The following is a 25703-nucleotide window of genomic DNA, read 5'->3' as shown; positions in this document are numbered from 1 at the left end:
ACTTACTACCAGAAGAAAAAGGCTCACAAGCTTTTTTGCAAGAGGGCTGGCATCGAACCAATCAATGGTCACTTGAAGAGCGACCACCGCATGGGTCGCAACTTCTACAAGGGAATCTTTGGCGACATGCTCAACGCAAAGCTTGCAGCAGCAGCGTTCAACTTCAAGAGGGCCATGAGACGCTTTTTTGCCCTGTTGGAATGGCTATACTGTTTTTGCCTTCTGTGGAACGGAATGAACAAAAAATGCGAACGTCCTTATCTTGCGTTCGCAAAGTGACTTTTTAAGGGCTGACTAATTAAGGGACAGCATGTTTGAGTAGCCGTACAAACATTACAGCCCCAATCAAAAAATATAGCAAATATAAGTAAACCCACTTGCATTATTAAAATAGCCTTGAAAAAAATTTCATAAAATCCAGGCATATCATCAATATTTTTCCCATAATCCTTGAAAAGTTTCTCAAACCGAGCTTGTCCATCCGTTTCGCAAGCCAATTCACGTATTTTACGATTCAACAGCATATCACGACGGAATGACCAACCGAAATCGATAACAACTAAAGCCATCAAGCAAAACAAAATGCCCGCAACTGTTATAGAAATATGCATGACCGTAGGTTTAAACAACAAGGTGTCTTCTGCAAGTTTTACAACACTTGTTTCCAAATGAGAGTACACATAGCCCAATCCAGCAAATATACCAATTAGAGCAGCCACCAACTGTACAAAAACATTTTGGTGGCTGTTTTGATTTTCTGCAAATTGTCTATGTAAATCCAGTTCTATTTTTTCACACGAACTAGACATCTTTATTTAACACCTAAAGCAGCTGCTATGGCAGAAATCACAATCATTAAAACGAAAAGGCCACCACACCCAATACCACTCCATTTCATAATCTTTTTTAGGCCGCCAGAACCTCCTGCTGATTCACCCCCACTCGGTTTTCCAGAAGAAAACACTTTCTTCCACCAAATAGGACTATAAATTCTCGCATTAAGATTTTGCATATTTTCTAGCATTGTTTTTTGTGGAGGCACAACATCTTTGACAAAAGAATCTAATCTTTCACAAAAACCTTGTTCATCGCCATAAAACAATTTTCCCTCATCAACACATCTATACAGCAAAGCAGACCAGTGTTTATACCAATAACTATTGACAGACTTCCCCGCAAGAGATGATTTTGCCAGCGATAGGAATTCTAGAATTTCGCCCTTATTATGAGGAACTGCAACAGTCTTCAAATACTGAGCAAATTCCTGCTCCGATGCTGTAGGTTTATAATTTATAAGTCCCCCATCACCATCGGTATCTCCAGATGTCAAAAAAACTTTATTATTCGCTATATAATCATCAATAAACTTATTCTTCTCTTCTTCAGAAGAAAAAGTTCGTTTTTTAAATTCCATATTGTATGCCGCAAGCATCAAGCTACTTCCATTAAGGAACCGATTCCGCAAATCACTTTTTCGGTTAACATCAAATTCTCTTATTTTATTTTTAAAATCAGAAATAGCACTTCCAATTTGTGAAATTCCTAATTCCATTCCACAATCTGGACATCTGACTGCATCAGTATTCAAAACTGTTCCGCAATTAGGACATTTTCTCACCTTTCCAACAAACACCTGTTCACGCTTGGCGTATTCTTCAGGTTTATTTGCTGTGCCAGCCCATTCGGTTGCCGTTCCACACTTCGGGCAGAACGCAGCCTGATCTTCCAACTTATTTCCGCAATTTTGACAAAACGGCATATAAATTCCTTTTTTAAGTTAAACCTTTGTGTTTATCATCTTGTAAGCAACGCCAGCGTACACGAATAACAACAGGCCTGTCAAGATGATGTATGGAGCTACATAGAGTCCGACAATAGAGAAAACAAGATTATCGACTATAAACGCAACCAAAAAGAGCGATGACATAAGCCGAATATTAACAGAATGCCCATCCCTTTCAAAACGAAAGCCTGAAACACCCACAAGGGCAGAATAAATCGTTATTCCACCCATTATGGTAATCAACCATACATTATCGTTATCGACATTCATGGAATACAAGCCATATCCAGCAAGAGCGGACATTCCCAAAGAAAGAAAAACCATAAACCAGTTAGGTTTCATTTTCATCTCCTACTTTGCCATTTGCGGAATTTCCGGCGGCATTAACGCAACCAACTTAAGAACATCTGGAATATTCTCTGCCGTCAGCCATTCTCGCATCCCCGGCTTCCACACAAAAGTATCCTTTGTAACTTTTTTCTCATTTATGAGCCTTGAAAGTTCACTCTGAGAAAACGGCCCCGCCTGTTTTCCATCCAAGACAACATAGTAGACACCGTTATTTACCGAATTCAACACCACATTTTGAGGCATCGACGCAGTCGGAGTCTGCATTTGGCAAAGCGTCTGATTCATGGCATTCGTCATCTGCTGAGCTACGGCCATACCAAGACCAAACTCTACAAGACGATCCATCGAAAAGAAACTGTTGTCACTCATACTTCTCTCCTACAATGAAGGCGGAACAGGCGGCACGCCGGGATTTCCCGGAACCGGAGGTACCGGGGGAACCGCTGGTGCGAATAAAGACGCGAGCTCCGACACAGATGAGGCCGCAGCCCAAGCAGGCATTCCCACTTTCCACACCAGAGTATCCTTGGTCAAAGTCCCCGCAGCAATCATCTGCTGCAAAGCATTCATATCAAAAGGTCCTGAAGACTGGCCATTGACAACCACATTGAACTGAATCTGCGGAGGCATGGGCGGGGGCGGAGGAGCCATATTGGGAGTCATACCGGGAACACCCTGCATTCCACCCATCATATTATTCATCATTCCCGCCATATTCTGACCAACGGCACCACCAACAGCCATGCTGGCCATCATTGCACCAGGATTGAAAGCGCCGTTTCCGCCCATATTCATTCCGCCATTTGCCCCGAGTTGTCCCAAGGCGTCTGTGCCAGCCAAAGCAACCTTGGTCTGCTGATTTAACTGATGAGCCATAAAATTTGCACCTTCAGTCTGCAATTTCTGCGCACGCTGGGCTTCTTCTCGCTGAATACGGAGCGATTCCTCCATGTTTTCGGCATTGATACGCTGCATATCCTGCATATTCTGGATATTCACAGCGCTCTGCGCCTTCATCGTATCCAAATTCACATTCGCCTGTGTTTTGGTAAATTGAGTCTGAATATCCTGCGTAACACTCTTAAGGGTCACATAAGCATCACTCGTCTTATCCACCTCAATCGTAGCAATATCTACAGAAGAAACAACAACACCGAATTCACTCTGCAAACGCTTCTTGAGACGTTCTTCAATGGCATCGCTCACTGCTATTATTTTCTTTTCTATTTGAACGAGCGGGATATTATCAACGATATTGATAACGGTATCCTTGACATACTTAACGCAAGCATCCTTAATTTGCTTTTGGAACGCGTCCAAATCAAAATTCACAAGGCGATGCAGCTTGATAAATTCACGATAGTCCGCAATCTTAAAGCTCATCGTTCCGCGAACCGCAACGGGGACGCCTAAATCGGGTTGCCGCGGATCAAACACATCAAAATACGGAATCGCAAACTTAATCTGGATGATGCCAGCAAGATTGATATAGTAGACTTCGGCCTGGAAAGGAGATGCCCCGCCAAACGCCAAGCCAACAATACTTGCAAGTACAGGGAAGTTCGCCGTTTCAATTTTCTTGTCAAACAGACCTTCGATAAAATCCTGCTGCGTTCCGTCTTTTTGATTATATACAAATACAGCGACTTCACCATCTTTGACGCGAACGGTGGAACCTTACCGAATGGCATTCTCTTTTTTTGTGGTATTCGCTTCCTGCCCCGCAGGACGCCACTTCCAAATAAGATACGACGGTTCGTCGCACCGGATGGCGTCCATAAAGCCACCTTCATTTACCTTAGGAGCATTCTGCCAAATCCAAAAAGACCCATAAAATACCTACTGTTAATTTGAACTAAAAAGAGTTATTACCGCTCATTTCAGCGTTCGCAATACCCTTGACGGAATACAAACGCCAAAAGGGCGGTTCCCAACTCGGAAATCGCCTCTGACAAAATCATTTCGTAAACTAAATTTTACACGGAGGGGGGGGTAACAGAATAAAACGAGCCATTTTTAAGACCATCTCGCACACTTTTTTATCACCCATCAAATTCATACGGAAGTAAATATACAAAAAAAATTACAAAAACACACCTGTTCTTAATTTTTTTTTAGAATTGTGATTGTTTACCGCCCCCATTTGTGCAATGCACCCCACAAAAAGTATCTTTATACAAGAAAAGGACAACATATGGCCACCTATATAAAACCGATACCGACGCTGACCGATCGCATAGCGGAGCGGTTTGGATGATTGCCCGTGACATACTTCGCAAGGCCAGCCTTTCGGAGTAGTTCTTCCGAGTTGCATTTATAGCCTTATTTTTGGGACTTATATACAAAACTCCACCTCGATTTGCTTGGTTGGTGCCCTTCGATAAACTCAGGGACCGTCGGTTAGTGAGCTTGTCGAACTAGTCGAACCATGGTTAGCGACTAGTGATCAGGAGGTAGTTGGGAGTTGGAAATATAGGAGAAACGAAACGGCTAGCCAGAATGCAAAACACCTCGCAACCTGCGAGAAAAATCACTTTATGAAAAAACGTTTCTCTTTAAAAGGGAGTTCAGCTTGTGAAAAAGACTATATCCCCTTTCGCGAAGTAACATATCTCATTCCGCCCCAGAATTTAAAATTTCCCACCGCCAAGCGTGGCGGGGGATAGGGTGAAGGGAAAAGGGGCTGCCCATGAGTCTTAAGAGTTTTACTCTTTTAGACGAATTGTCCCTGGAAGGGAGCCTTCGCAAAAGCGTGCAAGGCGAATGTTGCGCAGCAAGCTTGCTTGCAGGCATTACTGAGCCGCCGCGGACGCAACGCGTCAACTTGAAAGCCCCCTTATCCCTTCCGCCCGCTGGCCTACAAGGCATCCCTGAAACTAGGAATCTCCGATTCCGTAGTTGAAGTATCCCTGGAAGGGACAATTCGCCTAAGGGAAGCGGAGCTTCCAAGGCTCATGGGCGCAAGCGAGCACCTCGCAGTTTGCGAGAAGAAATTCCTGTATTGAAAAAAACGTTCCTCTTTGCGAAAAGAATGTTCACACTTTGAAAAAATTTTTAATTGAGAGTATGTGGTGGAAGATCGTATATAATTTCCAAATTTTAATTAGTGGTTAGTGATCAGCGACTAGTGCCCTTCGACAGGCTCAGGGACCAGTTGGAAGTTAGAACTGAGAACTAAAAACTGCTCACCAAGTTCGCCTTGTGAAAAGATGATACCTCCTCTTTCGCCATTTATTCCGTCCAAAAATCCTTTATGTGCAAAATTTCTTCGGCACGGCGAATCTGCTCTGCGGTCGGGCTTTTCGCGTCCATCAACGAATACGGGATACCCAACTGCTGATACTTGGGAATCGCCAGCGCATGATACGGCAACACTTCAACCCGCCGCACAGTTCGGAGCGTCCGGATGAACTCGTAGGTATTGCGAAGTTCCTCTTCAGCGTCAGTCATTCCCGGAACCAGCACGCGGCGAATCCACATCGGCACACCTTTTTCCGAAAGGTATTCCGCCATTTGCAAAATGTTTTCATTCGGTTTGCCGGTAAGTTCCTGGTGCGCGCGGGCGTCCATCATTTTCAAATCGAGAAGAACGAGCGACGTCGCATTCAAAAGCCTGTCCCATTTCGCCAAATACTCCGGCGTTTTTTCAAACGGGTTTCCGCTCGTGTCCAAAGCCGTGTGCACGGAATGCGCGCGGCAAATTTCAAAAAATTCCGTCAAAAAATCCAGTTGCAACAAAGGCTCGCCGCCGCTTACCGTCACGCCGCCGTTATTTTTCCAGTAGCTTTTATAGCGAATCGCCTTGGAAAAAAGCTCTTCGGGAGACATCGGCATTCCCGCAGAAAGTTTCCAGGTTTCCGGATTGTGGCAGTAGCGGCAGCGCATTCGGCAGCCTTGCAAAAAAACGACAAAGCGAACGCCAGGCCCGTCCACAAGCCCGAAGGATTCCAGTTTGTGAACAAAGCCGACGGTCATTACATCCGATCGTGGCAAGTACGGGAAATCACATCCATCTGCTGTTCCTTCGTCAGGTCGATGAATTTGACAGCATAGCCCGAAACGCGAATGGTGAAATTCTGGTATTCTTCTTTTTCGGGATGTTCCATCGCATCGATGAGTTTTTCACGCCCGAACACGTTCACGTTCAAATGGTGCGCGCCCTGTTCAAAATAGCCGTCCATAACTTGCACCAGATTATTCACACGCTCGCTTTCGGAATGCCCCAAGGCGCCCGGATTGATCGTCTGCGTGTTGCTGATGCCATCCAGAGCCAAATGGTACGGGATTTTCGTCAAGGAATTGAGGGAAGCGAGAAGGCCGTTCTGCTCGGCACCATAGCTCGGATTGGCTCCCGGAGAAAGCGGTTCGCCCGCTTTGCGGCCATCGGGCATGGAACCCGTCGCCTTTCCATAGACGACATTCGATGTAATGGTCAAAATGGAAGTGGTCGGTTCCGAATTCCGATAGGTATGGTGCTTCTTGATTTTTCCGATGAAATTGCGCAGCAATTCCACGCCGATGCTGTCGGCGCGATCGTCGTCGTTTCCATATTTAGGGAAATCCCCTTCGGTTTCATAGTCGATGACGATGCCATTTTCGTTGCGGACCGTTTTCACCTTGGCATACTTGATGGCAGACAAGGAATCGATCACGTGCGAAAAGCCCGCGATGCCCGTCGCAAAAGTCCGGCGCACATCCGTATCGATCAAAGCCATTTCCGCCGCTTCGTAATAATACTTGTCGTGCATATACTGGATGACGTTCAGCGTGTTCACGTAAAGGTCGGCGAGCCATTCCAGCATGACGTCGTATTTTTTCACCACCTCGTCGTAGTCGAGATACTCGGAGGAAATCGGTTTGAAAGCCGGTCCCACCTGCTCGCCCGTTTTTTCGTCCACACCTCCGTTAATCGCATAAAGCAGAGCTTTCGCCAAATTGGCGCGCGCGCCAAAGAACTGCATTTCCTTGCCGGTTTGCGTCGCCGAAACGCAGCAGCAAATCGAATAGTCGTCGCCCCAGACCGGCTTCATCACATCGTCGTTTTCATATTGGACAGAACTTGTCTTTACCGAAATCTTGGCAGCGTATTTTTTGAAATTTTCCGGGAGCTTGCTCGTGTAGAGGACCGTCAAATTCGGCTCCGGCGAAGGTCCCATATTTTCGAGGGTATGAAGGAATCGGTAATCGTTCTTCGTGACCATGTGGCGGCCATCGACTCCTGTGCCACCCACTTCCAAAGTCGCCCACACCGGATCGCCGGAGAAAAGCGCATTGTAAGAAGGGATGCGCGCAAACTTCACCATGCGGAACTTCATGACCAGATGGTCGATCATTTCCTGCGCTTCGTCTTCTGAAATCAGGCCTTTTTTCAGATCGCGTTCAAAATAGATGTCGAGGAAAGTCGAAATGCGTCCAACGCTCATCGCGGCGCCGTTCTGCGTTTTAATCGCCCCGAGGTAGCCGAAGTAAAGCCATTGCACCGCTTCTTTCGCGGTCTTTGCCGGGAGGGAAATATCGAATCCGTAAGACGCCGCCATCACCTTCAATTCCTTGAGGGCTTTAATCTGCATGGAAATTTCTTCCCGCAAGCGGATAACGTCGTCCGTCATCGTGCCGTCGCCGCAATTCGCCTTGTCCTTTTGCTTTTGGGCAATCAGAAAATCGACTCCATACAGAGCCACCCGGCGGTAATCGCCGACAATGCGACCCCGACCGTAAGTGTCCGGGAGTCCCGTCACAATGTGATTGTGCCGAGCCAGCTTCATTTCGGGAGTGTAAGCGTCAAAGACCCCGTCATTGTGCGTCTTGTGGTATTTCGTAAAAATTTCGTGGAGTTTCGGCGAGGGCGTGTATCCGTAAGTCGTGCACGCTTCTTCGGCCATGCGGCTGCCGCCAAAAGGCATGAACGCACGCTTGAGGGGCTTGTCCGTCTGGAGTCCGACAATTTTTTCCAAATCCTTCAGGGAATCGTTGATGTAGCCCGGCGCATGGGAAGTGATGGAAGAAACGATTTCCGTATCCATATCCAGCACGCCGCCTTTAGCGCGTTCCTCCTTTTGCAATTTTTGAAGTTCACCCCAGAGCTTGTTCGTCGCCTCGGTCGGAGCGGCAAGGAATGCGGCATCCCCATCGTAAGGCTTGTAATTTTTCTGGATAAAATCGCGAACGTTCACTTCGTCTTTCCAAATACGTCCTTCAAAACCATTCCACGCTTCAAACTGATCCATACAAATCTCCTTTTGCTTGATTTGCCTTCAAATATACTGATTTTGCTCCATCCGGACTTTGGGGACGCCTGCATTTCATCCGGTAAAATGCTCGTTCAAGTAAAATACGGAAAAAGCTAAGAACGATGTGAACGGGAAGTCTCTCGTCAAGAGCGCAAGAGTTCGGTGGGAACGCCGTTTCGAGAGAGAATATCAGCTTGCTTGCAGAAGAATTTATTATTTTACAGAAATCATAAGAAAATAGCAATGAAAATTCTCTTCGTTACTTACACATCGACATCTCTGGAGCTGGCCAATGTTCGCTAAAGGCGGTTTCTTTTTCCTGATCGCCAACGCTTGGGCTTTTTTAGCTCTTTGGGTTCTCGCCGGTTGCGCGATGACCAGTTCCGGAAATTTCGTGGGCGAAGCGGGCGTGTTGAAATATTCGACGGACGAGAAAAAGTACCATTTCGCAGAAGCGGGATTTGCTTTTGGCGGAAACGACGATTACCGGATTAGCGCTCCGCAGCATGAAACGGGACTCTTGGGTGGAGCGGCCCATTTCCGAGCGGAATTATTCGCCTTGGACTATTCGCTTGGGGGAAACCGCGGCGGATTCTTTTTGTCCGTTCCGGTCACCATTCCGCTGGATGTGGGAATTCGCCCGAGCTTTGTACAGTGGGTTGGGCCTTTTTACGGCGGCGCGGGAGTTTCCTTTGTGGGCGGATTTTATCCCAACTTGCAGGACGACGATTACGAACCGAAAGCGGACGATTCCTGGGGACGCTTCGACGGATTCATCCTCTATTCTCTGGGCGGCGGCTTTTTGCTGGACGTTACGGAAAATTTCGCCTTGGGTGCTTACATGACTTGGGAACGCACAGCGTTCAATTCCGGCGGAGATGTCTTTGAAAATTACGGTTTTGATCTAGATCTGGATATTCTGGGAGATACGCCCGAAGAGAACATGCCAGCCTATGCCTACCGCAAAATGGTGACGACCATCGGCGTACAAGCTTTCGCCAAGTTCAAAATGCCGCTGGGATTTTACGCGGAATGCGCTCCGGGCGGTTTGCTGAAAAACGAAGGCACCTGGCAATTCAAAGCCGGAACGGTCGTACTTTATTGATAACTCGTTAATGCTAGGAGAGGCCTATCTGCCCTGACAGCCGTCAGGCTGCCGCCCGCCTGTCGAACGGACAGAACAGGCAGAAAGCGACGTGGCTCTATCCTTCCGACGAGTAAAGCATTTTCGTCATAGCAAAGTGCGAAACAGCCTCTTTCGTCATTGCGAACCCCTTCCTGTCTGCCGACAGGCAGGAAGGGGGCGAAGCAATCTTTGTATGCGCTAGAGATTGCTTCACTACGTTCGCAATGACGTGAAAGTTGATGATCCGCAATGACGTGAAAGTTGACGTTCAGCAATGACGTGAAAGTTGACGCTCCGCAATGACGAAGTAGCTTCGCTCGGGGAGACGGAAGCTCCCGAAGTTTGCTTCACCATCAAGGTATCGGGGAATCGGAAAAAGGGAATTCGCGATGAGAAAACAAACCATTAGCAATTCTAATTGCCACCGATTTTTGAATATGGATTTTTAGAGGAGGCCAAAATAGTTCTATGTGGAAAATTTTCCGCCAGACGAAAACAACCTTTCCTCACCTCTTTAGAAAAGCAAAGCGGCTAGAAGCCGCTTCCCCTAGTCGGCCATCATTTTGCCGGCCAGAGCATCACTTTCGTCATGCGCGTTCCATCCATCTTGAGCACACGGAACTTGTTGCCGTCCAAAATCGTTTCCGCGCCCGCCGAAGGAATCGCGCCCAGCTTGGCAAGAATCAAGCCCGAAACGGTTTCCACATGAATTTCTTCGGGGACCGTCAATTCGATTCCCGTCGCATCTTCAAAATCCGAAAGGGTGAGCAGCGGATTCAAAATATAACGGCCATCCTTCAATTTCTGGATCATCGCGTCATCTTCCAAATCGTCTTCGTCCTTGATTTCTCCGACGATTTCTTCCACGATGTCTTCGACCGTGACAAGCCCCGCGACTCCCCCGTATTCATCGACGACTATCGCCAACTGGTTTCCGTTTTGCCGAAGTTCACGCAAAAGATCGTCAATCTGCTTGTTCTGCGGCACAAACACGACCGGATTCAGCAAGGACTGCAAATCGAAATTTTCTTTGCCATGTTCCGTGTACCATTCCAAAAAATCCCGCGCCGAAAGAACGCCGACGATATTGTCCACCGATTCACGATAGACGGGAACCCGGGAATGGCGTTCCTCGTTCAAGGTCTGAATGGTTTCTTCCAAAGTCGAAGAAACTTCCAGAGCGACCATGTCCACGCGGGGAGTCATGATTTCCCGCACCGGCGTTTCCACAAAATCGAAGATGTTCAGCACCATCTGGCGTTCATCTTCGTTCAAAATGTCTTCATCGTCGTCGGAGACATCCGAAGTCAGGGCGTCCCGTTTTTCTTCCGACAAAAAACTGAGCTTGGAATCGTAGCCCAGAATCTTGTGGACTTTTAAATACAGCTGGCTGGAAATTTTCGCTTCCAGCACGAACGGCAAGCGCAGATATTTGTAAATCGGGAGCAGGATATACGAAAAGGTTTCCGGTTTCAAAGCGCCGAACATATTCGGCACCAGCAACACGGCAATGTATTCGACAATGCCCGCAAGAACAATATAAATGCCCAGCCCCCACAACGGATGGCCGTAAAATCCCCGCGTCCAGACGAAGGCGCAGACAAAGCCCAAAACGCCTGCGCTCACGTTCAGAAGCGTCCGCGCGATGGAAATGGTTTCATTAAAGCCGGAAGCCTTCACATAGCCGTTCACTTTTTGAACCAGCTTTTCATTTTCTTCGCAATCCGTCGTTTCCGACAAAGCCAAAAAAGCAATTTTAACCAGCGAGAACAAAGCCGACAGAAAAAGGCAGACAAGGGCGAGAACCAGAAACGGCACCAAATTATCCCACGAAAAACTTTGCATGGCTATTTTTGCCCTTTTTGAATGCGGTAAATATCGAATCCCAAAATTTCGCGTTCCCGACGGCGCATGACGGCCCGTTCCGCAGCCGTGTGGTGGTCATAGCCCGAAAGATGCAGAAGGCCGTGGACAATCATGCGTTTCAGTTCCTGATAAAACGAATTGCCGAACTTGGGAGCCTGGCGTTTCACCTGGTCCCTGGCAATGTAGATTTCGCCGAGAAGATAATCTTCGTGCCATTCAAAGCTCAGCACGTCGGTGACTTTATCCAGTTTGCGGTATGTGGCGTTCAGTTCCCGAACCATGGCGTCCGAACCGATGACGATATTCACATTTTCCGGATGCCCTTCTTCTAAAAGAATTTTCCGGGCGAGCGGTTCCAAATGGGATTTCCACGGAAACTCTTCGCCTTCTTTTTCGGCAAAAAATTGAACCTGAAAATCGGGCAATCGAGGTTTTTGCTTCATACTAGAGCTCATACCACTTTTTCAAAATCTCGATAATCGCTTTTGCCTGTTCCTTGCTCGAAATGTTGAATTTGCTTCTCTGTTTGAAAACGCCCTGCTGCTTTTGATAGCGGCGGATGGAAACCTTCGGGTCGCCAAAATCGCCCGTTTTGGCATTTTTTTCCTGATAGAGGAACATCATGGTGGACCAGGCGCCCTTGCTCAAAAATTCCTTGGCAAGCTCCTTGATGACAAGCTCGCCGGTTTCTTCGTCGGTATATTCCACGGTCGGTTCCAAATTTTCTGTATCCATAATCACCTCTTTATTCTATTTTTCGTGGGAAAAATAAAAAAAAATCTATATTCCGATTGTCGATTTCTGCTCAAAGGAGTTCATTTTGAAAAACTTTCCGCGTAAAATCCAATCCCTTTGCCTAGGTACCATTCTTGCCGTAGCCTTTTTGATCGCCCCGACATTTGCCGCCACCCCTACCATCGGAAAAGTCCGCTATATTCTGGGTGAAGTGACCGTCCAGAAAAAAGCCAAGTCCAATTGGAATCCGCTCCGCGTCGGCTTGAAAGTCCGGGAAAACGACATTATCCGTACCCTGGTGGAAAGCGAAGCCGGAATCGCCCTTTCAGATGGCAGCCTGATTACGATTGAAGAAAACACCGTCATCCTTTTTGAATCCGCCGTGCAGAACCAGGGCAAGACCGTGAACATCCAATCCGGCCGTGTATTTTTCGATGTGCAAAAGCAAGACGGCAAAAGCGAATTCCAATTTAAAACCGCCACAGCGACTGCGGCCATTCGCGGCACGAACGGCTTTGTCGAAAACGGCCCGGACGGCATCATCGTGTCGTTGGAATCCGGAAAGATGGAAGTGACCGACGCCCAGGGCGCAAAAATCGAAGTCAGCGGCGGGGAAACGCTGGTCCAGGACCAAACCGAAGGCATGAAAAAATTCAAGACGCCAAGCTCCGGATCCAAGAACCTCGCCAAAGAAATTTCCAAGGAAAAGCAGAACGGCAAAATCGACGTAAAAGCGCTGGAAAAAAGGGCGCAAGACCTGGACAAGAGACAGAGCAAAGCCGCCGATTCCCTGTCCAAGGCGAACCCGTGCGAATTTAATTCCCTTCCCGAAAAGACGAACCAGACCTCTGTCCGCATCAGCGGCAAGTGCAAAGCGGGAGTCGAACTTCAGATTAACGGAATCGCCATCTCCCTGGAAAACGGAAATTTCCAGACCCTTGTCGAATGGGAAAAGGAAGCCTACGGAACGAAGCGCATTCGCGCCAAGTGCAAAGCCGGCGAAGCGGAAATCCTCTGCAAAGAAGCCTTCCTGGAATACGTCAAGCCTTCAAAAGACGATGGCAACGCCTTTATCCGCATTCAAAAGGACAATCCCGTTTCCATGACTTCCAGCGGACTGCATCTGCAAGGGCAATTCTTTACCGAAGACGCCAAGGCCAAAGTGACCGTTCAGCTCGGCAACGCCAAATCCGAAAATTTGAACACCCGCTCCGCCAACGGCACATTCCATTACACATTCTCCGCGACCGACCCGAAAGTGAGCGGGAACGAAAAATTCGCCTTTGTCAAACTGGAAAGTGCCAAGGGAACCCTGACCGACTCCGTCGCCGTCACCTTCCCGCCGAAAATCCGCATTCTCGGTTCGGACGCCGAATGCTCCTTCCAATTCAGTCTTTCCGGAACAAATGGAAAAGAGGTTCTTGTCGAAGAATTTGTCGATGGCATCCCGACGGCCAAAGCGACTTTTAAGCAAGACGTTTCCAACGCCGGATTCCCGATGCTTCCCGGAACCCACGTCTATAAAATTTTTGCCAAGGACGAAAACGGAATCCTGTCCGAAGCGACACAATCGTTCACCTGCAAGCAGTAATTTACTACATTCCCGGCAATGCCTCTCCATGCGTATCATTTCCGGGAACTTTCCGTTCCCCTGTCCCAAAAAGGTCTGGTCGCCCAAGCGCTCGCCCGTGCGCTCCACGTCCGCGAAGACGAAATTTTCAATCTGGAAGTCGAAAGATTTGCGTTGGACAGCCGCAAGCGAAACGCTCCGCATTGGAGTTACAACGTCCGTTTTGAAATCGCGAAACGCTTGCCGCCTACGCACTGGCTGGTTCCCGCTACGGAAAAAAAGGAAACGCTAGATTCGGACGCATTCAAAAATTCCATTCCCCTGTCTCGAAAAGTCCATGTCGTCGGCGCAGGCCCTGCCGGGCTTTGGGCCGCTCTTTCGCTTGCGCGCAAAGGATTTTCCGTGGAACTTCACGAGCAAGGAAGTCCCGTCGAAGAACGCTTTCAGGACATCCACCGCTTTTTCGGCGACAGGAAATTCAATCCGCATTCCAATATTTTGTTTGGCGAAGGCGGCGCAGGCGCCTATTCCGACGGGAAACTGAACACGCGGACCCGAAATCTCTATTCGAGCGCGGTTCTTGAAGACATGGTTCGATTTGGCGTTTCCAAAGACGTGCTGACATTTGCCAAACCGCATATCGGCACGGACCGTCTGGTGCTTTTACTGCGGGCATTGCGCGCGGAATTTTTGTCCCTAGGCGGGACGCTGCACTTTCACACCGCCTTGGAAGATATCGACATTTCGGGCGGCGAGATTTCCCGGCTCCAGTTCAACGGAAAATGGACGGATGCCGACGCTCTCGTCCTTGCTCCGGGGCATTCCGCACGAAACCTCTATTCCCTTTTGCACGAACGCGGCGTCGCGTTGGAAAGCAAGGCGTTTGCATTGGGAGTTCGGGTGGAACATCCCCAGTCGCTCATCAATTTGCGGCAACTCGGCCCGCAAGCGGACACCCGTTTGACCGGCAGCGCAGAATACGCCCTGACAGCCAAAACGCTCGGCGGGACTTCTGCCGCTTACAGCTTCTGCATGTGCCCCGGCGGAGTCCTTGTCCCCTGCGTTTCGGAAAACGAGACCCTTGCCACCAACGGCATGAGCTACAGCCAAAGAAACGGGAAATTCGCCAACGGAGCCATTGTCGTGCCCATTCCCCAAAGCAAAACCCTTTTCGGGGGAATCGAAATGCAGCGTCGCTTTGAAAAAGCGGCCTTTGAACTCGGCGGAAGAAATTACACGGCTCCCGCCCAGACTATCCGTTCTTTTCTGGAGGGGAAAATCGACGCGGCTCTCCCGAAGAGCACTTTTTCCACGGGGGTCGTCCCGGCGGACATTCGGGAAATCCTAGACGCCAACATCTGCAATTCCCTCGCTGACGGTTTTGAACAATTCGAACGGAAAATTCCGGGCTTTATTCGGGAAGGCCTGATCGTCGCCCCCGAAACCCGGACCAGTTCCCCGCTGCGCATTCTCCGCAACCCGGAAACTCTGGAAAGCATTTCCGTCAAAGGCCTGTTTGTCCTTGGCGAAGGTGCCGGATACACAGGCGGGATCGTCACCAGCGCTGCGGACGGAATCAAACTCGCCAACCGCGCCAAAGCCTTAAATTGCTAGATTGCCTTTTATGATTACCCGAATCATCGACAGAAATTTTGCGAACATGCGACTCGACCGTTTTTTACGGCAGGCATTCCCCAACGAACCGCTCTCCACTTTTTTCGCCATTCTCCGCAAAAAGAAAGTCCGGGTAAACGGCATTCGCGCCAAAGCGATGCAAATTCTTCACGACGGCGATACGGTCGATATCTACGAGAATTTCAAAAGCGTTTCGGAAAATAACGAAGTCCCCGTGAAAAAAAGCTGGGGTTCTTCACCGGAATTTGCCGACCGCCAATTCGTCAAAGAGAATCTGGTGTTCGCCCTGGAAAAAGAGGACTTTGTGATTCTGGACAAGCCTTCGGGAATCGCCAGCCAGCCGGGAACGGGAACGCGCAAAGGCGAAAGCCTTGTCGAAATGCTGTGGCAATGGGGAAAGGATCAGCAACTGAACTTCAAGCCGACTCTCGCCCACCGCTTGGACGCCGACACATCCGGCCTGATCATCGCGGCACTTTACGGCGACTCCCTTCGGGATCTGACCCGGATGCTCCGCGAGCACGCCATTCAAAAGACCTACACGGCTCTTATCAAGGGCAACTTGAAAAAAGACGAAGGCACCATTGACATTTCTTTAAAACGCACCGATTCCAAATCCGGTTCCAAAATGAAAACCGAGGAAAAAGACGGCAAGCGTTCAATCACCCACTACACGGTCCAGCAGCACCTCAACGGCTACGACCTGGTCAAAGTCCGCTTGGAAACAGGACGGATGCACCAGATTCGCGCGCACTTTGCCAGCATTGGACACCCGCTTCTGGGCGACACCCGCTATGGCGATTTCGCACTCAACCGGAATTTCAAAAAGGAATTCGGGCTCAAGCGGCTGTTTTTGCACAGCACTCGATTGGAATTTGAATGGAAAGGAAAACGCATCGCCGTCGATTCGCCACTGCCCAAGGAGCTGCGGGAAACCGTCAAAGCGGTAAAGAAAAATAAAACGCCATCGTTCTAGCCATCGGCCTTATCAAATTCTTTTTATCTTTTGACTCCATTTCAACAAGGAATAAACCATGCCCATTGCAGAAAATACCAAAGTCGCCATCCACTATACGCTTACGGACGACAACGGAAACGTCATCGATTCCTCCATCGGCAAAGAACCTTTGAACTACATTCAAGGGCGGGGCATGATTGTCGTCGGTCTTGAAAAAGCGATGTACGGCAAAGAAGTCGGCGAAAAGTTCAATGTGGACGTCATTCCGTCCGAAGGTTACGGCGAACACAATCCCGAACTCGTCCGTCCGATTCCCAAGAGCGCGTTCCAGGCGGATTCCATTGAACCGGGCATGACATTTTACGCCAACACCCCAAACGGTCCTCTTCCGCTGACGGTCTCCAGGGTCGAAGGCGATAACGTCATCATCGATATGAATCATGAACTCGCCGGCAAGACGCTGCACTTTGCCATTGAAGTGGTGAAAGCCGACCCGATGAGCGCCGAAGAACTTCAGGAACTCGAACAGCACGCAGGGCATCACTGCTGCGGAAGACACAAACACGGCGATGGGGAATGCTGCGGAAAGCACGAGCACGGCGACGGGGAGTGCTGCGGGAAGCACGAGCACGGCGACGGGGAATGCTGCGGAAAGCACGAACACGGCGACGGGGAATGCTGCTGCAAAAACAGCGCAGACGAAAAATAGCCGTCATCTAAAGGGGAAATTCCGATTGAATGCACAACCTTACGTCGGGATTTCCCAAACCCTTCTAGCCTTTCTCAAAATAAAAACACTTCATCACTCAAATGTCTTGGTCGAAAGTCCATCTTTGACATTTAATGGTGTTATCTAGTCATAAAAATTTCAAAACCAATTTAATAGGACTTACAAGTTTTTATTTATGAATCTCTAGAAACTTGTAACCATTGAAATGTATCAAGTGATCTGGATTATCGGCAATCCAAACTTCCGTTTCCCAGGCGATAGACTCACACCATTTTCTAAATGTTTTTTTATCAAGGAACGCCGTAAAGAAAGCCAATTCCGTTTTTGCATTAGTTGCTTCAAGGGCTCGTTTTATCTTATTGATTCTAATTTCACTCATCGGTCCAAATGAATGTACCGCTTCTATCATATACAAAATGTTTTTTTCTTCACTATAGGCGACAATATCCGGTAATTCCTCATGTCCCAATGTGAAAAAATGAAGGTTCTTTAATTTTTCGTTTTCTACATATAACAGTTTTTTTTCTGTATCTCCAATATAAAGAACTTCAGCACCAAAGCCAAATCGCGGCAGCAACTCTTCTATGATTTTCTTGTGTAATTCATTATGTTCGCCGACAGATAATTTCAGGACAATGCCATTGGGCAATGTAACAGGAATTTTCGACAATTCCCGTTTTCTTGCTAGTTTTTCTTTGAGAAGCGCATTCTTTTCCATAAAATCTTTTAAAGCAGCTTCCCAGGTTGGTTTGCCATATTGCTTGGCAAGATGAACAAATAATGGATTTAAAATATAGCCTCTATTTGGTGAATTGGTCGCCTGATCCTCAAAACTAGCAGAACTCATCACTACATTGGCTTCTTTAGGAGCAAGTAAGTCTTTTCTTCTTATATCATCATAGGAACCCAAAGATATTTTTTCAGCGAAATATTTGTTTTCGTAGTTGATAATATCTCTCGTTTTTTGAGCATCGGAAACTTGACGAGAAATCAATTCCGACAGAGATTTTTTTGCATTGCCAATAGCTAAACATGCACCAACCATTTTCTCTTTGGCGCGATCACTTAAATCATTTGTAGGAATACCCACCGCTTCAAGAATCTTTAGAAAATCCTGATAGAGCTTTTGAAGTTGAGGTTTTTTGTTTCCTTTAAAATGGCTTATCATAAAGCTTTATTTCCCTGGGTTCAAAATGTTCCGTAATTTAAGTTCCGTTTCAACTTTTTTATTGATTTTCACAATTTCATCATTGGGCAAGCATTTCTTGTAATATGTTTCCTTGACGGACATTGCAATGTGGTGCGCTAACATAGGGGGAACTGCGTTTCCAATTTGATTGTATTGTTTTGTCTCGTTGCCGCAGAAATCAAACCAATCAGGAAAACTTTGTAAACGAGCAGCTTCTCGAACAGACACCCGTTTACGTCTTCCATCGCGCAGATTTACCCGCAGCATGTCACTTGTCGCCCCAGCAAGATTTCTGCACGTTACCGTTCTCGACGGCAATTCCTGATGCAAATCGCGCGGTCGCTTACAATGCGATTTTTTTTCATAGGTTGCAATATATTCATCCTGCCTTGGTGTTAATATTTTTGTAGGGTCTTCTACAATTTCAATCAAATCGCTTAACGCATCTCCAACAGTAATTTTTACCAAGGACTCCGCAGGATATGTAAATTTAGATTGATGCCCCACAACAATTAGTCTTTCTCTCGTTTGCGGGACACCATACCCGACGGCATTCAGCACGCGCATTTCAATAATATAGCCAACCTTTCTCAATTCTGATAAAATCATTTCCAAATAATCTCTATGAGAACAAGCAAGATTTCTCACATTTTCAAACATAAAAACCTTTGGCCGTAATCTAGCGACGGCATCAATAAAAATGGGGAAACCGTCTCGTACATCTTTCATTCCCAACTGATTACCGAATACACTAAACGGCTGGCAAGGTGGGCCACCAATGACAATATCAATGTTTTTGTTCTTCGGATATTCATAGCCAACAGAAAGTTTATCGCAAAAGCAATGTCCCTTGAGATTTTTATTATAAGTATCAACCGCTTCAGGAACCATTTCATAACCGATTGTTTCAAAGCCAACCGATTCAAAACCTAATGACAAACCTCCACAACCAGCGAATAAATCCAAAACTACAGGCTCTTCCGTAATTTGAATACTCAGTTTACTGTCATTATATCTAGAGTAATTATTCATGTAATAATATCACCCATCAAAACTGTTCTACATTCAAAATAAAAAATAGAAGAATTATTTCCTTTTCTCAAAATAAAAGTGCTTCATCACTCAGCAACAAGCGAAATATTTTGGTCGAAAGTCCATCTTTGACGCCCATCTATTTAGTACAGCAAGCTCTTCCATAAGAAGATTTCCTCTTTTGCAAACAGATAAATCCATCATTGCCATTTGCCAAGCAAAAATTCAAACGCATAAAATGAAAGCCTACTCTAAAAATTACTTGAGTAAAGTACTTCGGCAAGCGGTCCCTGAGCCTGTCGAAGGGCACCAACCATGGTTTGGCTAGCGGTCCTGAGTTCATCGAAGGGCAGCAACCGATTTGAATATTAAACTTTAAAGAAAATTCCAGAAGGACGTGTCTGTCGTGAATCCGCTCCCGGTCAGCCGCTTTTCAAGGATGCGCATGAACCGCGCGAAGACCGTTAGAAGGGCGGATGGTTCCGTTCGTTTCCGACGCCAGGAATACGTGGAGGTCAAGCCGCCGCTCTCCCTTTTGGACCTGTTGCAGAAACCGTTAATGCAGTTCAAAAATCAGGAAGAAGCCTTGAAGCGCGCACGTCTGCGAGAAAAAAATTCTCTTTGCTACAGGAAGTTTAAAGATGAGTTTGCCCTGAGAAATGAGATTCGCACTTCAAAAAAACTCGCCTCTTTGCAAACTCGTCATACGCGATAGCAGAGGTTTAGAGTTGAGAATATTCTGGCATTTTCAATTTTGCACAAATGATGGTTCATCCTTTTGCTATTCCGAAAGATGGCGAAAAATTTTCTACAAAAAAATCCGACCTGAAAATTTTCAAGCCGGATTTTCAAAATGAAATAGGCAAAAACCTAATCGAATTTGGCGAAGAATCGTTTGGTCTCTCTAGCGACGCAGCCGCTCAAAAGAATCAAAGCGACCAGGTTTGGAAACGCCATCAGTCCGTTGAAAATATCGGCGATAGTCCAGACCGCATTCACGGTGAGATAGGGACCAATGAAGACGGCGGCCACATAAAGCCAACGGTAAGCAAGTTTTTTCCGATGGCTCTTGCCGATCAAAAATTGCAGGCACTTTTCGGAATAGTACGCCCAGCCTAAAATGGTGGTGAAAGCAAAGAATGCCAGCGAAACGGTCAGCAGGTAAGGCGCAATGGCTCCTCCCATCGGAATAAAGCTCAGGCCTTTACGAAACGCTTCGAGGGTAATGTTTACGCCTTCTAGACCTAGCGATGGCTCCCAGGTTCCGCCGATGACGATGACAAGTCCTGTCATGGTGCAGATGATTATCGTGTCGATGAATGTTCCCGTCATGCACACGAGCCCTTGGCGAACAGGTTCTTTGGTTTTTGCCGCCGCTGCAGCGATTGGTGCGGAACCGAGCCCGGCTTCGTTGCTAAAAATGCCGCGGGCGATGCCTTTTTGCATGGCGATGAAGATGGATCCGACAACGCCGCCGGTAACGGCGGCTGGATTAAAAGCGGCCCGCACGATGGTTTCGATAGCGGCGGAAATTTGGGAAAAATTCAGAAGCAGAACGGTCACGCAGGCGAGAATGTAAAAAATCGCCATAAAGGGAACGATGATGGAGGCGACTTTGGCAATTCGGCGAATGCCGCCGATGATAACGGATGCGGTGCAGATGGAAATGACAATGCCAGCGATTGCCGTCGTATAGGAAACCGAGTGGTTGCCGATGGCGATAAATTCTCCCGAGGGAATGACCGAGTTTGCCGCCGAAGCGATGCCGTTGATTTGTGTGATGGTTCCAATTCCCAAGAGCCCAGCGCAGACGCCGAATATGGCGAAGAGAACGGCGAGCCATTTGAAATTCCAGCCGAAACGTTCCTTGATGCCTAATTGAATGTAGTAGAATGGCCCCCCGAGAATGGAACCATCGCTGCCGACCGTTCTGTATTTGACGGCGAGCAGGCCTTCCGCATATTTGGTTGCCATACCGAGAAAGGCGGCGACTTCCATCCAGAAAAGGGCGCCGGGGCCGCCCGTGCCGATTGCCGTCGCGACGCCCACGATGTTGCCCGTGCCGATGGTCGCCGCCAGTGCGGTGCACAGTGCTTCAAAACTGGAAACATCGCCTTTGCCGTCGTTTTCATTCCGAATGGCATAACGCAGCGCATTTTTGAGATTGACGACCTGCAATCCTCCCAGACGAACCGTCAAAAGAAGCCCTACAAAAAGAATGATGACAATCAGGGGAATGCCCCAGACAATGCCGTCTATAGAATCCAGAACTTGGTTGATGCTTTCCACAAAAATTTCCTTTGGCTGTAATGAGCTTTGGCGATGAGGGAATGAAAAAGCGAAAGATAAAAAATCATTTTACTGGAGCAGGCTTGGAAATCTCTTGGGATTTTTGCAAACTCTGCATTTTAATTTCCCGACGGTGCTCCCAGATGAAAAGGACGATGCCGGCGACGATCATCAACACGCAGAGCGTTTGTCCGCGGCTCATGCCGATCAGGTCGTTGCGCCCCAGGAAATTGTCCGGATGCCGGAAAAATTCGATGAAGAAACGGAACGTGCCATAGCCCATCAGGTAGAGGGGTAACATCTGTTTTTTGAATGTTTTGTAATGGCTGAGCCAAAAGAGAATCCCAAAAAGGATGACGCCTTCAAAAAGCATTTCGTAGAGTTGCGACGGGTGACGCAGTTGCAAATCGTGCGCCATGGGAAAGAGCATCCCGATAGGACTTGTCGTGACTTCGCCGAAAAGTTCGCCGTTTACAAAGTTGCCCCAGCGTCCCCAGCTGTATCCAAGAGGAGCCGCCAAAAAGCCGAGATTCAGCGTTTCCCAAACCGGCAATTTGTTTTTGCGCATCCCGATGATTCCAAAAACGATGGCTCCGATAAGCCCGCCGTGATACGACATTCCCGAAATGCCCACAAAGGTAAATCCCAAATCGGAATCATAGCGGAACGGCGAAATGATTTCCAAAGGGCTTGTCAGATAGTGCGACGGATTATAAAAGAAAACGTAGCCGAGCCGCGCGCCGATAAGAATTCCTGCGATAACCCAGGTGACGAAGCTGTCCAGCTGTTCTTTTCGGATGCCGATGCCGTGCTTTTGGTTGGTCTTCCAAATGACCATATAGCACGTGGCGAAGGCGAAAAGATACATGAGACCGTACCAATGCACCGGAAAACTGCCCAGTTGCAAGGCGATTCCGTCAAAGTGGGTGGGAATTAAATTCCACCAAGTGAAGTCAGGCATTTATTTCTCCTTTGCCCAGTAGTTGATGAGAAGCGAAGCGATAAGCGTGGATGCTTGTGTTCGGCGTTCGCCATGAACTTGCAAAACGACGAGGACGACGGATTTTTCTGGATTTTTCCGGCTTTGGGCAAATCCCATGAACCAGTCGTAGCGTCCTTGAGGATCCGTTCCGTCGAGGCTTCCCGTTTTGCCGCCGATTTCCAGGTCGGCAAAAAATTTTCGGGAAATGTTTCGTGTAGATATATTTTTGCGGGCGGTGCCTTCGGTGGCGGTTGCGACCATCGCTTGCCGAAGACCAAAATAGGTGTTGTCCGAAAAACGCTCAATGCCCAGAGCAATCGGTTGAGTGGGTGCAAACCCTTTGGCCCCGCTTTTTTCCCAGGGAATTTCAAACGTTTTTTTCATGAGAATCGCACGGACGATTCCGGCGGCTTGCAGCGGTGAAAGGGTCGTACTTTTGGTGAATCCACTGGCGACTTCGGCGAGTCCGTAGCCCGAATCAGGGGGCGAATAGTTGCTGCGTTCGGGAATGCCTTGAGAAAAATTCCGGTTGAATCCGAGTTTTTCGGCGGCGGAGCGGAGGTGCTTGGCTCCGACATTCATGCCGACAAGAGCCATCGGAGCATTGTAGGATTTGGCGAACGCCAAGTGGAGCGGCGTGATGGGACCTCGGTAATTTTCGGGAATTTTGAGCTGGCGCTTGTAGAGAGTGTGCGCTTTTCCAATCAGGGGAATTTCGGTGTGGATGGAATAACGCTTGGATTCAAAAGCCGCCGCAATCGTCACGGTTTTAGCGAGGCTTGCCGCCGGGAAGGAAGCGCGGGAAAGATAATCCGGAATGCTTTGAATGGCACCGTCCTTGCGTTCTCCCCAGGCGATGATTTCGTTAGTATGAGCATCGACGGCAAGGTAAATGGCGTAATCCGGATGATACCGGCGCAGGAAAGTGTCCATGAGACGGGCTAGTCCGGTGTCCTTTTGGGCGTAAACGTGCGAAAGGTCGGGCTTTGCGGGTTGGGATTTCGCCGAATCCGTTTGAGAAGCGGAAGGCGTTGCTGCCAAATCGACTGCGGAATCAGCTAGGGCTTCGGCGACAAGGGATTGCGTTTCTTTGATGTTTTTTTCGCTGGAGCTTTCGGCGTCCTCGGATGAACAGCGGGCGCATTGGACGACGACCAAAACCGCAATCAAAATCAGAAGGACTCGGTTGAACCATCGGAGGGCGGGGGGAATTTTTTTTATGGGTTGCATCGCTATTTGGCGAGATGAAAAATCGTCTTTTTGTAATATTCCAGTTCCGCGATACTTTCCAAAATGTCGTCTAGGGCCTGGTGGCGTTCCTGCTTTTCAAATTCAGGCAAATTGGGGAACCATCGGAAGGCGAGCTCTTTGATGGAAGAAACATCGATGTTCCGGTAGCTGAGCCATTCGGAAATCTGGGGCATATACTTGTAGAGAAATCGGCGATCCTGGGTGATGGAATTGCCGCAGAGAAGGTTGCCACTGTGTTCCCGATCGTGCTTCACCGTATATTGGCGAATGAAGTCGAGAGTCGCTTTTTCGGCGGCTGCCGTGTCGTATCGGGAATGTCGAACCCGCTCTACTAGTCCGCTTTGCGTATGGTGCCGGGTGTTCCAATCATCCATGCCGTTCAGAATATTTTCGGGCTGGTGAATGGCGATAACGGGACCTTTTCCCAAAATTTTCAAGTTGGCGTCGGTCACGACCGTGGCTATTTCGAGAATGACGTCGTGTTCCGGATTCAATCCGGACATTTCCAAATCCATCCAGACCAAATTTGGCGCAGTTTTATTTTGAAAAGTCATTTAATATCAAATTTATAAATTTGTATTATTCTGAACGAAAGAGGACCCCTTTCTAGGCGGTTCTCCACCTTTAACAAAAGGAATCAAAAATGGAAGAAGTTGTTGTTACCGGAATGGGCTGTGTTTCCTCCTTGGGAAATGATCCGGATACGCTTTGGGCAAATCTGCTTGCAGGCAAGTCCGGAGTTTCGAATATCGAAAAGATGGACACGACCGCTTACGATGTGCATTTTGCTTCTGAGGTCAAGGAATTTGACGATTCCATGTATTTCAGTGCCCGCGACCAGAAACGCTATTCCCGCAATATCCGTTATGCGGTCTATTCGGCTCTGCACGCGGTTCAAAATTCCGGACTGGACTTGGAAAAAGTGGACAAGTCCCGCGCTGGCGTGATCGTCGCTTCCGGTATGGGCGGCATGGATATTTATTATGACGGTTCCGCCGCTTTAGCGACAAAGGGACCTCGTCGTGTTTCCCCCTTCTTCATTCCGATGTCGATTACCAACATGGCGACGGGAGAAATTTCCATTCGTCTGGGATTTATGGGCCCGAATTTCGTCACGACTTCGGCTTGCGCTTCTTCGAACCATGCGCTTATCGCCGCAGCCGACCAGATTCGTTTGGGCCGCGCCGACGTGATGGTTGCTGGCGGAACGGAAGAAGCGGTGACTCCGGTTTCTCTCGCAGGCTTTGCCAACATGCACGCTCTTTCCCGTCGCAACGACGACCCGCAAAAAGCATCCCGTCCGTTCGACAAAAATCGAGACGGATTTGTGATTGGCGAAGGTGCCGCAGTAATGGTTTTGGAAAGCAGAAGCCATGCAGAAAAGCGGGGAGCTAAAATTTTGGCGACAATCGCGGGAGTTGGTCTTTCGGCGGATGCGCACCACATTACCGCTCCTCGAGAAGACGGCGCAGGCGTAAAGCTCGCTATTGAAAACGCCCTCCGCGATGCGAAACTCGAACCGCAACAAGTCGGCTACATCAATACGCATGGAACATCTACTCCTCTGGGCGATGTGGCGGAATGCAAAGCGATTTGTGAAATCTACAAGGGCGATGTCAAAAACCTCAAAATCAATTCGTCCAAGTCGATGATCGGGCACATGCTCGGTTCCGCGTCGGCTATCGAAGGCATCATTTCCATCCAGTCTCTGCTCGATCAGAAAGTTCACGGTACGATTAACGTCGAGGAACAGGACCCGGCAATTCAGCTGGATGTCTGTGCGAACGGCTCCGTGGAACATTCTTTCGATTACGCGATGTCCAACAGTTTCGGCTTTGGCGGACACAACAGCGTCGTGATTTTCGGAAAGAACAAGTAAGCGATTTTAGCGATGAATAGAAAGCGGAAAGGCAAGTGCTTTTCCGTCTTTTTAATTTGACTATAGTTAGTCAGCCCTTAAAAAGTCACTTTGCGAA

Annotated in this window: 23 protein-coding genes and 2 pseudogenes; 8 read left to right on the top strand and 17 right to left on the bottom strand. The window is 48.2% G+C overall.

Going from position 1 to position 25703, the window contains the following annotated elements; all coding sequences use genetic code 11:
* Positions 1 to 279 (top strand): annotated as a pseudogene (locus B5D40_RS16525) (hypothetical protein); the annotation flags it as partial.
* Here the strand turns inward: B5D40_RS16525 and B5D40_RS11365 are convergent.
* From B5D40_RS11365 to pflB, 8 genes and pseudogenes are all read right to left on the bottom strand, one after another.
* A complete protein-coding gene (locus tag B5D40_RS11365; RefSeq protein WP_078776998.1) occupies positions 258 to 809 on the bottom strand; it encodes a hypothetical protein in 552 nt (183 codons plus the stop codon). The pseudogene B5D40_RS16525 and the gene B5D40_RS11365 overlap by 22 nt on opposite strands.
* 2 nt (positions 810 to 811) lie before the next feature.
* Positions 812 to 1759 carry a zinc ribbon domain-containing protein gene (locus B5D40_RS11360; RefSeq protein WP_078776997.1) on the bottom strand — a complete coding sequence of 316 codons (948 nt, stop codon included), beginning with the start codon at positions 1757 to 1759 and terminating at the stop codon, positions 812 to 814.
* A gap of 18 nt (positions 1760 to 1777) precedes the next feature.
* Positions 1778 to 2125, bottom strand: a complete 348-nt coding sequence (locus B5D40_RS11355; protein WP_143394411.1) for a hypothetical protein — start codon at positions 2123 to 2125, stop codon at positions 1778 to 1780.
* Between the two features lie 9 nt (positions 2126 to 2134).
* Positions 2135 to 2503 (bottom strand): DUF4339 domain-containing protein, encoded by a 369-nt coding sequence (locus B5D40_RS11350; protein ID WP_078776995.1) that lies wholly within the window; start codon positions 2501 to 2503, stop codon positions 2135 to 2137.
* Positions 2504 to 2512: 9 nt separating this feature from the next.
* Positions 2513 to 2686: a DUF4339 domain-containing protein gene (locus B5D40_RS16155; RefSeq protein WP_233134358.1), complete on the bottom strand. Its 174-nt coding sequence runs from the start codon at positions 2684 to 2686 to the stop codon at positions 2513 to 2515.
* Positions 2687 to 3301: 615 nt separating this feature from the next.
* A pseudogene (locus B5D40_RS16150) lies at positions 3302 to 3748 on the bottom strand (SPFH domain-containing protein); the annotation flags it as partial.
* A gap of 1617 nt (positions 3749 to 5365) precedes the next feature.
* Positions 5366 to 6109: a pyruvate formate-lyase-activating protein gene (pflA, locus tag B5D40_RS11340; protein ID WP_078776994.1), complete on the bottom strand. Its 744-nt coding sequence runs from the start codon at positions 6107 to 6109 to the stop codon at positions 5366 to 5368.
* Positions 6109 to 8361, bottom strand: coding sequence for a formate C-acetyltransferase (gene pflB / locus B5D40_RS11335; RefSeq protein WP_078776993.1), 2253 nt, complete (start codon positions 8359 to 8361; stop codon positions 6109 to 6111). Before pflB ends, pflA begins: the two co-directional genes overlap by 1 nt.
* 295 nt (positions 8362 to 8656) lie before the next feature.
* Here pflB and B5D40_RS11330 point away from each other — a divergent pair, with 295 nt between their 5' ends.
* Positions 8657 to 9469, top strand: coding sequence for a hypothetical protein (locus B5D40_RS11330; RefSeq protein WP_078776992.1), 813 nt, complete (start codon positions 8657 to 8659; stop codon positions 9467 to 9469).
* A gap of 579 nt (positions 9470 to 10048) precedes the next feature.
* Here B5D40_RS11330 and B5D40_RS11325 read toward each other — a convergent pair.
* Genes B5D40_RS11325 through B5D40_RS11315 form a run of 3 tightly spaced genes read right to left on the bottom strand, consistent with a single transcriptional unit; the run spans position 10049 to position 12091 of the window.
* A complete protein-coding gene (locus B5D40_RS11325) occupies positions 10049 to 11335 on the bottom strand; it encodes a hemolysin family protein (RefSeq protein WP_078776991.1) in 1287 nt (428 codons plus the stop codon).
* A gap of 2 nt (positions 11336 to 11337) precedes the next feature.
* Positions 11338 to 11799 (bottom strand): rRNA maturation RNase YbeY, encoded by a 462-nt coding sequence (ybeY, locus tag B5D40_RS11320; protein ID WP_158222124.1) that lies wholly within the window; start codon positions 11797 to 11799, stop codon positions 11338 to 11340.
* 1 nt (position 11800) lies between these two features.
* Positions 11801 to 12091 (bottom strand): hypothetical protein, encoded by a 291-nt coding sequence (locus B5D40_RS11315; RefSeq protein WP_073303683.1) that lies wholly within the window; start codon positions 12089 to 12091, stop codon positions 11801 to 11803.
* A gap of 85 nt (positions 12092 to 12176) precedes the next feature.
* On the opposite strand from B5D40_RS11315, the gene B5D40_RS11310 reads away from it, so the two are divergent.
* The 4 genes from B5D40_RS11310 to B5D40_RS11295 are packed head-to-tail and all read left to right on the top strand — an operon-like array spanning position 12177 to position 16963.
* The gene (locus tag B5D40_RS11310; protein WP_158222125.1) at positions 12177 to 13682 is read left to right on the top strand and encodes a FecR family protein; all 1506 of its coding nucleotides are present in this window, start codon (positions 12177 to 12179) and stop codon (positions 13680 to 13682) included.
* 18 nt (positions 13683 to 13700) lie between these two features.
* Entirely contained in the window at positions 13701 to 15275 is a 1575-nt protein-coding gene (locus tag B5D40_RS11305) for an NAD(P)/FAD-dependent oxidoreductase (protein ID WP_078776988.1), read from the top strand.
* A 10-nt stretch (positions 15276 to 15285) separates the two neighbouring features.
* The gene (locus B5D40_RS11300) at positions 15286 to 16272 is read left to right on the top strand and encodes an RluA family pseudouridine synthase (RefSeq protein ID WP_078776987.1); all 987 of its coding nucleotides are present in this window, start codon (positions 15286 to 15288) and stop codon (positions 16270 to 16272) included.
* Positions 16273 to 16330: 58 nt separating this feature from the next.
* Positions 16331 to 16963 carry an FKBP-type peptidyl-prolyl cis-trans isomerase gene (locus B5D40_RS11295; protein ID WP_078776986.1) on the top strand — a complete coding sequence of 211 codons (633 nt, stop codon included), beginning with the start codon at positions 16331 to 16333 and terminating at the stop codon, positions 16961 to 16963.
* 190 nt (positions 16964 to 17153) lie between these two features.
* On the opposite strand, the gene B5D40_RS11290 is transcribed toward B5D40_RS11295, so the two are convergent.
* Positions 17154 to 18152 (bottom strand): BsuBI/PstI family type II restriction endonuclease, encoded by a 999-nt coding sequence (locus tag B5D40_RS11290; RefSeq protein ID WP_078776985.1) that lies wholly within the window; start codon positions 18150 to 18152, stop codon positions 17154 to 17156.
* 6 nt (positions 18153 to 18158) lie between these two features.
* Positions 18159 to 19205 (bottom strand): DNA cytosine methyltransferase, encoded by a 1047-nt coding sequence (locus tag B5D40_RS11285; RefSeq protein ID WP_078776984.1) that lies wholly within the window; start codon positions 19203 to 19205, stop codon positions 18159 to 18161.
* A 445-nt stretch (positions 19206 to 19650) separates the two neighbouring features.
* Here B5D40_RS11285 and B5D40_RS11280 point away from each other — a divergent pair, with 445 nt between their 5' ends.
* Positions 19651 to 19920 (top strand): hypothetical protein, encoded by a 270-nt coding sequence (locus B5D40_RS11280; protein ID WP_143394412.1) that lies wholly within the window; start codon positions 19651 to 19653, stop codon positions 19918 to 19920.
* A gap of 155 nt (positions 19921 to 20075) precedes the next feature.
* Here B5D40_RS11280 and B5D40_RS11275 read toward each other — a convergent pair whose 3' ends face one another.
* The 4 genes from B5D40_RS11275 to orn all read right to left on the bottom strand — a co-directional run bounded on the left by B5D40_RS11275 (position 20076) and on the right by orn (position 24281).
* Positions 20076 to 21485, bottom strand: coding sequence for an alanine/glycine:cation symporter family protein (locus tag B5D40_RS11275; RefSeq protein ID WP_456151865.1), 1410 nt, complete (start codon positions 21483 to 21485; stop codon positions 20076 to 20078).
* Between the two features lie 73 nt (positions 21486 to 21558).
* Positions 21559 to 22455, bottom strand: coding sequence for a prolipoprotein diacylglyceryl transferase (gene lgt, locus B5D40_RS11270; protein WP_078776981.1), 897 nt, complete (start codon positions 22453 to 22455; stop codon positions 21559 to 21561).
* On the bottom strand, positions 22456 to 23706 hold the full coding sequence (locus tag B5D40_RS11265; RefSeq protein WP_078776980.1) for a penicillin-binding transpeptidase domain-containing protein: 1251 nt from the start codon (positions 23704 to 23706) through the stop codon (positions 22456 to 22458).
* A 2-nt stretch (positions 23707 to 23708) separates the two neighbouring features.
* On the bottom strand, positions 23709 to 24281 hold the full coding sequence (orn, locus tag B5D40_RS11260; RefSeq protein ID WP_073303705.1) for an oligoribonuclease: 573 nt from the start codon (positions 24279 to 24281) through the stop codon (positions 23709 to 23711).
* 89 nt (positions 24282 to 24370) lie between these two features.
* Here orn and fabF point away from each other — a divergent pair, with 89 nt between their 5' ends.
* Entirely contained in the window at positions 24371 to 25606 is a 1236-nt protein-coding gene (fabF, locus tag B5D40_RS11255; RefSeq protein WP_073303707.1) for a beta-ketoacyl-ACP synthase II, read from the top strand.
* Positions 25607 to 25703: the final 97 nt, after the last annotated feature.

Origin of the sequence: Fibrobacter intestinalis (assembly GCF_900167415.1) — a bacterium.
GTDB lineage: Bacteria > Fibrobacterota > Fibrobacteria > Fibrobacterales > Fibrobacteraceae > Hallerella > Hallerella intestinalis.
This window is presented reverse-complemented; position numbering and strand designations above follow the sequence as displayed.